Origin of the sequence: Stenotrophomonas sp., assembly GCF_032103445.1 — a bacterium.
GTDB lineage: Bacteria > Pseudomonadota > Gammaproteobacteria > Xanthomonadales > Xanthomonadaceae > Stenotrophomonas.
This window is the reverse complement of sequence record NZ_DAMDFR010000017.1, coordinates 70,347-79,431: the sequence shown is the minus strand read 5'-3', so window position 1 is coordinate 79,431 and position 9,085 is coordinate 70,347. Positions and strand designations below refer to the sequence as shown.

The 9,085-nt window shown below is 66.2% G+C and carries 9 protein-coding genes; 1 reads left to right on the top strand and 8 read right to left on the bottom strand.

Translation table 11 applies throughout. The features are described from left to right. Positions 1 to 97 precede the first annotated feature (97 nt). The 8 genes from RT551_RS08810 to RT551_RS08775 all read right to left on the bottom strand — a co-directional run bounded on the left by RT551_RS08810 (position 98) and on the right by RT551_RS08775 (position 8,415). Positions 98 to 973, bottom strand: a complete 876-nt coding sequence (locus RT551_RS08810) for an EcsC family protein (protein WP_313457608.1) — start codon at positions 971 to 973, stop codon at positions 98 to 100. A 39-nt stretch (positions 974 to 1,012) separates the two neighbouring features. Further along, on the bottom strand, positions 1,013 to 1,582 hold the full coding sequence (gene orn / locus RT551_RS08805) for an oligoribonuclease (RefSeq protein ID WP_313457606.1): 570 nt from the start codon (positions 1,580 to 1,582) through the stop codon (positions 1,013 to 1,015). A gap of 154 nt (positions 1,583 to 1,736) precedes the next feature. Further along, on the bottom strand, positions 1,737 to 2,267 hold the full coding sequence (gene tadA, locus RT551_RS08800; protein WP_313457604.1) for a tRNA adenosine(34) deaminase TadA: 531 nt from the start codon (positions 2,265 to 2,267) through the stop codon (positions 1,737 to 1,739). After that, the gene (gene mntR, locus RT551_RS08795; RefSeq protein ID WP_282295880.1) at positions 2,260 to 2,715 is read right to left on the bottom strand and encodes a manganese-binding transcriptional regulator MntR; all 456 of its coding nucleotides are present in this window, start codon (positions 2,713 to 2,715) and stop codon (positions 2,260 to 2,262) included. The genes tadA and mntR overlap by 8 nt, the downstream gene beginning before the upstream one ends. An 81-nt stretch (positions 2,716 to 2,796) precedes the next feature. Then, the gene (locus tag RT551_RS08790) at positions 2,797 to 3,918 is read right to left on the bottom strand and encodes a hybrid sensor histidine kinase/response regulator (protein WP_313457601.1); all 1,122 of its coding nucleotides are present in this window, start codon (positions 3,916 to 3,918) and stop codon (positions 2,797 to 2,799) included. Then, positions 3,915 to 4,502 (bottom strand): chemotaxis protein CheB, encoded by a 588-nt coding sequence (locus RT551_RS08785; protein ID WP_313457599.1) that lies wholly within the window; start codon positions 4,500 to 4,502, stop codon positions 3,915 to 3,917. Before RT551_RS08785 ends, RT551_RS08790 begins: the two co-directional genes overlap by 4 nt. Beyond that, a complete protein-coding gene (locus tag RT551_RS08780) occupies positions 4,499 to 5,323 on the bottom strand; it encodes a CheR family methyltransferase (protein ID WP_313457597.1) in 825 nt (274 codons plus the stop codon). Before RT551_RS08780 ends, RT551_RS08785 begins: the two co-directional genes overlap by 4 nt. After that, the gene (locus RT551_RS08775; protein ID WP_313457595.1) at positions 5,320 to 8,415 is read right to left on the bottom strand and encodes a response regulator; all 3,096 of its coding nucleotides are present in this window, start codon (positions 8,413 to 8,415) and stop codon (positions 5,320 to 5,322) included. The genes RT551_RS08780 and RT551_RS08775 overlap by 4 nt, the downstream gene beginning before the upstream one ends. 293 nt (positions 8,416 to 8,708) lie before the next feature. Here RT551_RS08775 and RT551_RS08770 point away from each other — a divergent pair, with 293 nt between their 5' ends. Beyond that, positions 8,709 to 9,080, top strand: coding sequence for a response regulator (locus tag RT551_RS08770; RefSeq protein ID WP_313457592.1), 372 nt, complete (start codon positions 8,709 to 8,711; stop codon positions 9,078 to 9,080). Positions 9,081 to 9,085: the final 5 nt, after the last annotated feature.

Here is a 9,085-nt window from a genome sequence, read left to right as displayed (position 1 = left end):
ATTGTGCCTGATCAGGGCCCAGTCCGAGACACAAGTGACGCGCCATGCGCGTCATGTCGCAGTGCCAGAATTCCGTAATGATGCGCCATGCGCGTCATCACGATGCGTCGGAATTCCCCGCCACCACCGCGTACGCCGCGCGCACCGTCTCATACCCATACGTGCGCTCCAATCGCCGCACGATGAAATGCCCGCGCGCCATGTCCTGGTAGTAATCGGTGAACATGGTGTTGAGCGTCGCCCCCGCCACCGCGCCGACAATCGGCACGGCCTGCGCGGCAAATTTCTCGGTGACCACCACGCCAAAGCGTGCGGCCACCTTCTCCACGATCTTGGCCAGCCACTTGCCGGCTTCCTTGGGCGTCAATCCGATCATCACCCCACCACCGCCGACGGCCACGCCGGTCAGCTCAGCCGACAGGTGCCGCATCACCTCGGCGGTGAAGCCGCGGGTGATGTAGTAGCCGGTCTCGCTGGCATCGTCCTGACCGGAATTCCCGCCCAGCGCGAACACTTCCAGGCAGGCATGGCGGGTGGCCATGTCGCTCATGTCGAAGCCTTCGCTGCGGGCCACGTCGGCCACCGCGCGCATCATGATGGTGGTGGACAGCGGAAGCTCGACGAACAGGGCGGTGAAGCCGAACGCCCCGCCGACCGCGCCGGTGGCCGCCGCGGCCGCCTTGTGCCAGCGCGTGGACGCGGCCTTGCCCGGCGTGTTGTCCATGCTCCACAACGCCGCCTGGGCCGATTTGAACAGAGCGGCTTCCACTGCACCGTGAATCCGCTTGGACACGGACTTGGGCAGCTTGTTGACCGCGAATTCGAGCGGCGAACCAATCAGGTTCGCCATCTTGGCGGTCAGCGTGGGCGATTCCAGCAGCGCCACCGCCCTGCGCAGATCAGCGTAATCCTGCGAGGTGGGCAGAATGTGGGACTGCAGCGGCGGCGGTACCGCGGGCAATGAGGTCGTCATGGCCCGGATCATAGCGCCGCATTGTTGAACGAACCGTTGTTACGCCGGCAACCCGGACAACGCGCCCATGAACTGCCGGTAATGGCGCAGCTCGGCAATCGAATCATGCACATCGCTCAGCGCGGTATGGCTGGCGGTCTTGCCCACCCCGGCGGCCACGGTCGGTGCCCAGCGCTTGGCCAGTTCCTTCACCGTGGACACATCCAGGTTGCGGTAGTGGAAGTACTTCTCCAGGCGCGGCATTTCACGGTGCAGGAAGCGGCGGTCCTGGCAGATCGAGTTGCCGCACATCGGCGAGGCACCGGCGCGGATCCACTGCGCCAGGAAGTTCACCGTGGCGGCTTCGGCCTGGCCCAGGGTGACCTGGCTTTCGACCACGCGCTGCCACAGACCGGAACGGCGGTGCTGGTTGCGGTTCCATTCGTCCATCGCTTCCAGCCGCTCCACCGGGTGGTGAATGGCAAATTCCGGGCCCTCGGCCAGCACGTTCAACTGCGCGTCGGTCACCACCGTGGCGATCTCGATGATCGAGTCGTTGTCGGTATCCAGACCGGTCATTTCCAGGTCGATCCAGATCAGTCGTTCGCCTTCCGCGCCGTTGTCGGCCATGTGTTCAAACCTTGTACGAAAGCAACATGATACCGCAGCGGACCGCGACACCCATCGGTAGCGCCGAAGGGAATGGCAGGAGCCATTCCCAACGTCGCGAAGCGACGGCCCGAAGGGTGCCCGCCAGGACGGCGGGCATAACGTTGGCCGGCCATCAGCCAAGCGTCGGCAACAGCGGCGGTTTGCCGCGCTTGGCGCGGAAATAATTGGTCAGCCGGGTGCTGGCCTCTTTCGCCAACACCCCGCCATGCAGCTCCACGCGGTGGTTGTGGCGCGGGTCTTCCAGCAGATTGAACACGCTGCCGCAGGCCCCGGTCTTGGGATCGGTAGCGGCATATACCAGCCGCGCCACGCGTGCGTGCACCACCGCCATCGCGCACATCGCGCACGGCTCGAGAGTGACATACAGGGTGCTGCCGAGCAGCCGGTGATTGCCCAGCGCCCTGCCCGCCTGGCGCATCGCCACGATCTCGGCATGCGCGCTCGGATCGTGCTCGGCGATGTTCAGGTTCCAGCCCTCGCCCAGCAGCTGACCCTCACTTCCGACCAGCACCGCACCCACCGGAATCTCGTTGAACTCGCGCTCGGCACGCTCGGCCAGCGCCAGCGCGTGCTGCATCCAGTACTCGTCCTGGTCGTGCACCGGCACGCCCAGCGGTGGCGGCGGTGGCAGGCGCTCAACCATGGCCATTGGCCTTGCGCAGGAACGCCTCGAATGCCGCCAGGGTGGCTTCGCTGACGTGGTGCTCGATGCCTTCGGCGTCGCGTCGGGCCGAATCGGCATCCACGCCCAGCGCCAGCAGGAAGCGCTCCACGGTCTGGTGGCGGGCGCGTACTTCCACCGCCAGCTGCTCGCCTGCCGGGGTCAGGAACACCCCGCGATACGGGCGCTGGATCGCCCAGCCTTCCTTCACCAGACGCTTGAGCGCTTTGGCCACCGTGGGCTGGGCCACGCCCAGGCGGGTGGCGATATCGACCTGCCGGGCCTCGCGACCGTCGGCGATCAGGTCCGCAATCAGCTCCACGTAATCTTCCACCAGCTCCGAGCGGCGCGCTTCACGCACCTGCGCGAAGCCCTCCACATGAACCTGGGCGTCGATCAGGGGGGCGGGCTTGCGGCTGCTGCTCGGCATGCGGGCAATGGTCCGTGGCGGGGCCGATGGGGAACTGGTGCGTAGTCTAGCGCAGCCGGCTGCCCTGCCCTCACCGCCGGCTCAGCCGCGCATGCGACGCTGCAGCCGGGTCTCGAACAGCACCTCGCCGTCCAGGTTGCGCGCGACCAGCGCACCGCCGTGCGCGCGGGCGAACTCGTGGGCGATGAACAGGCCCAGCCCCAACCCCCGGCTTTCATGGAAACTGGCCTTGAACGGCTCGAACAGGCGCGGCAGCAGGGCTTCGGGAATCTGGCCCTGGTTGCGCACCTGCAGCAGCAGCGATTCGCCCGGGTTGCCGCGCACCTGCACCTGTACCGGGGCGTGCCCGCCGTGCAGCACCGCGTTGCCGACCAGGTTGGACAGCAGCTGCGCCAGCCGGTCCGGGTCGCCGTGCAGGCAGGTGTCGCCCTCGATCTGCAGCTCGATGCTGGCCTGCGGATGCGCACGCGACACCTCCGCCACCACCACGCCGGCCACTTCGGCCAGGTCGCAGTCGCTGTGCTGGATGCGCAGCCCGCCACTGCGGATGCGCGAGAAGTCGAGCAGCTGCTCGACCATGCGCCCCATGCGCTCGGCGCTGTTTTCCAGGTGCTTCAGGGTCTGCTGTACCGGCGGGTCATCCGGCAGGTCCAGCGAGAGTTTGTCAGCGCAGAGCAGAATGGCCGACAGCGGCGTGCGCAGGTCGTGGGTCAGCACCGCCATCATGGTTTCATTGAGCTTGAGCGCGTGCTCCAGCGCGTGATTGCGCGCCTTCAGCAGCTGCTTCTGCTGGTACAGCTCAATGAACACGTTGACCTTGCTCAGGATCACCTGCGGCTCGATCGGCTTGTGCAGGAAATCCACCGCACCGCTCTCGTAGCCCTTGAACGCGCGCACCGGGTCATTCGGCGATGCGGTGAGGAAGATGATCGGCACGTCGCGGCTGCGGGTGGAGCCGCGCATCAGTTCGGCCAGCGAAAAGCCGTCGATCTCGGGCATGTGCACGTCCAGCAGCGCCAGCGCCACGTCGTGCTCCAGCAGCAACTCCAGCGCCTGCGCGCCCGAGGCGGCACAGAGGATATTCAGGCCGTCGCGTCGCAGCAGCGCTTCCATCGCCACCAGGTTCTGCGGAATGTCATCGACGATCAGCAGGTTCACGCAGTCGGTCGGCGCGTTCAACGCAGTGGGCTCGATCAGATTCATCGGGCAAGACCCTTGATACGTGTACAGATGGAAGAAAGCGGCAGGACCGCATCGGCACCGGCATGGGCCAGCGCGGCTGCCGGCATGATCGGCGAGAACGCGTCGTCCGGGCATTGAATCCAGGCGTGGCCACCGGCCTGGCGTACCGCCGCCACGCCGGCGCTGCCGTCGTTGCTGGCCCCGGTGAGCAGGATCGCCAGCACGCCCGCGCCGAATACCTCGGCCGCGCTTTCAAACAGCGGGTCGATGGCCGGGCGCGAGTACAGCACCGGGGCATCGACCGAAAGCGCCAGCGTCGTGGCATCCTCGACCAGCAGATGATAGTCCGGCGGCGCGAAGGTGACCGTGCCCGGCAGCAGCGGCTGCTTGTCGTCGGCCTCGCGGACCGGCAACGGGCAGCGCACGTCCAGCAGGTCGACGATGCGGCTGGGCCGGTCGCGCGGCAGGTGCAGCACCACCAGCACCGGCAGCGGCAGGTCCTCAGGCAGCGCCGCCAGCAGGGTCTGCAGCGCGTTCACCCCACCCGCCGAGGCTCCCACCACCAGCAGCTTGAAATCCACGCGCGGGTCGGCAGACAGGCTCATGCCACCTTCCGGTACAGGCGCTGCTCGCGCGCGCAGGCTTCAAATTCATCGGCATGTTCGCCGAACTGCAGCGATTCCTTGCTGCCCAGCCCGAGGAACCCCTTGTGCACCAGCGCCTCATGGAACAGGCCGATGGCCCGGTCCTGCAGTGCACGCTGGAAGTAGATCAGCACGTTGCGGCACGAGACCAGATGTACTTCGGAGAACACCGTGTCGGTGGCCAGGCTGTGGTCGGCAAAGACGATGTTGCGCTTGAGCGCACGATCGAACACCACGCTGCCGTAGCCACTGCTGTAGTAGTCCGACAGCGATCCGGTACCACCGGCCGCCAGGTAGTTGCGGCTGAACTGGGCCAGGCGGTCCAGCCCGAACGCACCGGCTTCCGCGGCGTGCAGCGCCTCGGGATTGATATCGGTCGCGTAGATGATGGTGCGGTCCAGCAGCCCCTCTTCCTGCAGCAGGATCGCCAGTGACCACACTTCCTCACCGGTGCTGCAGCCGGCAATCCAGATCTTGATCGACGGATAGGTGCGCAGTACCGGAATGGCGTGTTCGCGCAGCACCTTGAAATAGGCCGGGTCGCGGAACATCTCCGAGACCTGCACGGTGAAGAACTGCATGGCCTGGGCGAAGGTATCGGGCTCGCTCAGCAAGCGGTGCTGCAGCGCGCCCAGGTTCTCGCAGTCGAAGCGGGCCATGGCATGGCGCATACGTCGGCGCAGCGACGCCAGCGCGTAGTCACGGAAATCATAGTGATAGCGCTGGTACACCGCCTCCAGCAGCAGCTTCAGTTCCAGGTCGAACAGCTCCGTCTCGTTCATCGACGCGAGCACCACACACGGCACAGGGAAACCAGCTTGTCGACGTCGATCGGCTTGGAGATGTAGTCATTGGCACCGGCCTGCAGGCAGTGTTCGCGGTCATCGGGCATGGCCTTGGCGGTCAACGCGATGATCGGCAGGTCGCGCCAGCGCGACTCGCTGCGGATCTCACGCATGGCGGTCAACCCATCCATTTCCGGCATCATGATGTCCATCAGCACCAGGTCCACTTCAGGCCCCAGCTTCTCCAGCGCCTCGCGGCCATTGCGGGCGATCTCCAGCTTCACGCCCAACGGCTCCAGCACGCTGGACAGCGCGAAGATGTTGCGCACGTCGTCTTCGGCCAGCAGTACGGTACGTCCGTCCAGCACCGCATCGCGACGACGGGCCTCGCGCAGCAGGCGCTGCTGGTCGGTCGGCAGCGAGGCCTCGACGCTGTGCAGGAACAGGGTCACCTCATCCAGCAGACGCTCGGGCGAGCGCGCGCCCTTGATGATGATGCTCTTGGAATAGCGGCGCAGGCGCTGTTCCTCATCACGGGTCAGCGCGCGACCGGTATAGACGATCACCGGCGGGAACGACAGCGCCTCGTTGGCGGCCATGTGCTCCAGCAGGTCGTAGCCGGTACCGTCGGGCAGGGCCAGGTCGGTCACCATGCAGTCGAACGTGGACCCGGACAGCGCCGCCATCGCCTCGGCTATGGTGCCGACGCCGACGATTTCCAGCTGGTCGCGGCCGAGCAGCAGCTTCAGGTTGGAGCGCAGTTCGCTGTCGTCCTCGACGATCAGCAGGCGGCGCACGTCGCGCTGGTTGGTGGCTTCCAGCTGCTGGATCGCCTCGACCAGGCGCTCGCGCGTGGCCGGCTTGATCACATAGCCGATCGCGCCCAGTTCCAGCGCTACCTGCGAGCGCTCCAGGCCGCTGACCACGTGCACCGGAATGTGCCGCGTGGCCGGGTCGCGCTTGAGCCGTTCCAGCACGCTCAAGCCCGACACATCCGGCAGACCGATGTCGAGCAGGATACCGTTCGGGCGCAGTTCGCCAGCCAGGGTCAGCGCTTCCTCGGCGGTCTGGGCAACCACGCAGTCGAAGTCGAGCTCGTGCGCCATCTGCACCAGCGCGCTGGCGAACGCGGCATCATCTTCCACCGCCAGAATCATGCGCCCGGCGCGGCTGCGGCGGCCCCGGTCGTCGATCACACGCGGGTTGTCGCTGGCAGGCGCGGAGGGCGCGGCAACCGGAGCCGGGGCGGGTTTGGGCGCTGCGGTCGGCTGGCGCACATCCGGCGCGGCATGTGCCTCGCCCAGGGTTTCGCCGTTGCTTGCGATCAGAGGCAGCTCCAGGGTGAAGCTGCTGCCCCGCCCGGGTTCGCTGACCACGCTGATGCTGCCCCCCATGCGCGCCGCCAGGTCGCGCGAGATCGACAGGCCCAGCCCTGTGCCGCCATAACGGCGGCGGGTGCTGCCATCGGCCTGGCGGAAGGCTTCGAAGATGACTTCGGTCTGTGCCTGCGGGATACCGATGCCGGTGTCGGTCACGGTGAACTGGATGCGACCGGACGCGGTGCCACGCACGCCGAGGGTGACGCTGCCGTGCTCGGTGAACTTCACCGCATTGGCCAGCAGGTTCTTCAGGATCTGCTGCAGGCGCTGGCTGTCGGTCACCAGCTGCGCCGGCGCGTCGGCGTCGGCCTGCAGCACCAGGCCCAGGCCCTTCTGTTCGGCCAGCGGCTGGAAGGTCTCCTTCAGCCGCTGCAGCACGCTGGACACCGCCACGTTCTCGTCGGTCAGTTCCACGTGGCCGGCTTCGATCCGCGACAGATCCAGAATGTCATTGATCAACGCCAGCAGGTCGTTGTTGGAGGAATGAATGGCCTGGGCGTACTTGACCTGCTCTTCGGACAGGTTGGCATCCTTGTTGTCGGCCAGCAGCTTGGCCAGGATCAGCGCGCTGTTCAGCGGCGTGCGCAGCTCGTGCGACATGTTGGCCAGGAACTCGGACTTGTAGCGCGAGCTGGCCTCCAGCTCGTTGCTGTTCTGGACCAGCTGCGCCTGCGCCAGCAGCAGCGCCTGCTGGCGCGACTCCAGTTCGTGGGTGCGCTCTTCCAGCTGCACGTTGGTCTGTTCCAGCTCCACCTGCTGCTGTTCCAGATTGGCCTGCGAGTGCAGCAGGCTGCGGCTCTGTTCTTCCAGTTCCTCGTTGGCCACCCGCAGTTCTTCCTGCTGGGTCTGCAGCTCTTCGCTCTGGCGCTGGGTTTCTTCCAGCAGCTCGACCAGCTGCTCGCGCAGCAGTGCCGCGCGCAGGGCCACGCCGATGGGCTCGGCCACCTGGGTCAGCAGATCCAGTTCCAGCGCACGCGCCGGGGAAGCGCCGACCCGGCCCAGCTCGATCATGCCGATCACCTTGCCATCGGCGGTGATCGGGCCCAGCAGGCGCTGACGCACCGGGGTCATGCCGATCGGGGTTTCGATCTCCAGCACGCTGTCGCCCTGGTCGAGCCGGCGCGGCTCGCCCAGGCGCAGCACTTCGCCCCACTGGCCGGCCGCCGAAGGCAGCGCTTCCGGCAGGCGCGCCGGCAGCGCCGCGCCACCGACCAGCAACAGGCGCTCGCCCTGCAGACGATACAGCGCGCCGACTTCGGCGTTCAGGCGTGCGCACAGGGTGCGCAGTGCTTCGTCGGCCAGCACGCGTGGGTCCGGGTCACCGCGCAGGCTGACCGTGACCGCGTTCTCCCCTTCCTGCAGCCACAGCGCGTCGGCCGCGATGCGCCGCGACTGGATCGCCTTCATCACCGTCAATGCCATCAACAGGAAGCAGATGCCGCCGATGGTGCGGTTGACGAACGAAAACGCGGAGTTCGTGCTGGCCGGCGCGATGTGGTACCCGATCATCAGCAGGATGGTGGAGCCCACCGCCACCAGGAACGGCACTTCGACGCGGCGCTGGAACAGGGTCACGCCGACCGCCATGAAATAGGTCAGCCACACCGCATAGCCCAGCGGGACCACGAACTCCAGGCCCATGGTCAGGGCCATCAGGCCTGCCGATGCCAGCCAGATCCAACGGTCGCGTGCGGTGGGCGCAGAATTCATGGGGGATCCAGATACAAAAGATTTCTGATGTTACCTGAACACGTTAAAGGGGTGTTATGCGTCAAAAGTAAGCCACTTCCTGCACTTTCTTGACAATTTGTTCACATTTGAGCGTTTTGCCCGCTTCGCGTCGCAGCTGCACCATTCATCAATGCGCAGGAAGTGTCTTTCGGCCTACCGCCCACCGCGGCCAATCGCGTACAGTTGCGTACTGACCCGCTGCACCTTCTGCACGCCCGCAATGAGGCGCAGGTGTATGCGTGGGTCATCATCTGTCTTTGAGGAAGTCGAGCATGTCTGAACCCCTTCGCGTGTTGATGGTCGAAGACCAGCAGGACCTGCGTGAGTTGATGGGGCAGGCCCTGCAGGACTTCGGCATCGAGATCCACACGGCTGTGGACGGCCCGGCCGCGGTCCAGATGATCGAAGAACACGGCGATTTCGACGTGGTGTTCAGCGACATCAGCATGCCCAATGGCATGACCGGCGTTCAGCTGAGCGAACACGTGGCGCGCGCCCTGCCCAATGCCCGCATGATTCTTTCCTCCGGGTACGCCCGCTCGCAGCTGGAAGAGCCGCTGCCCGAGCATGTCGAGTTTCTGCCAAAGCCATATCGGCTGAATCAGTTGATCAAGCTGCTGAAGAGCCCGGCCACCACGCCCTGATCGTC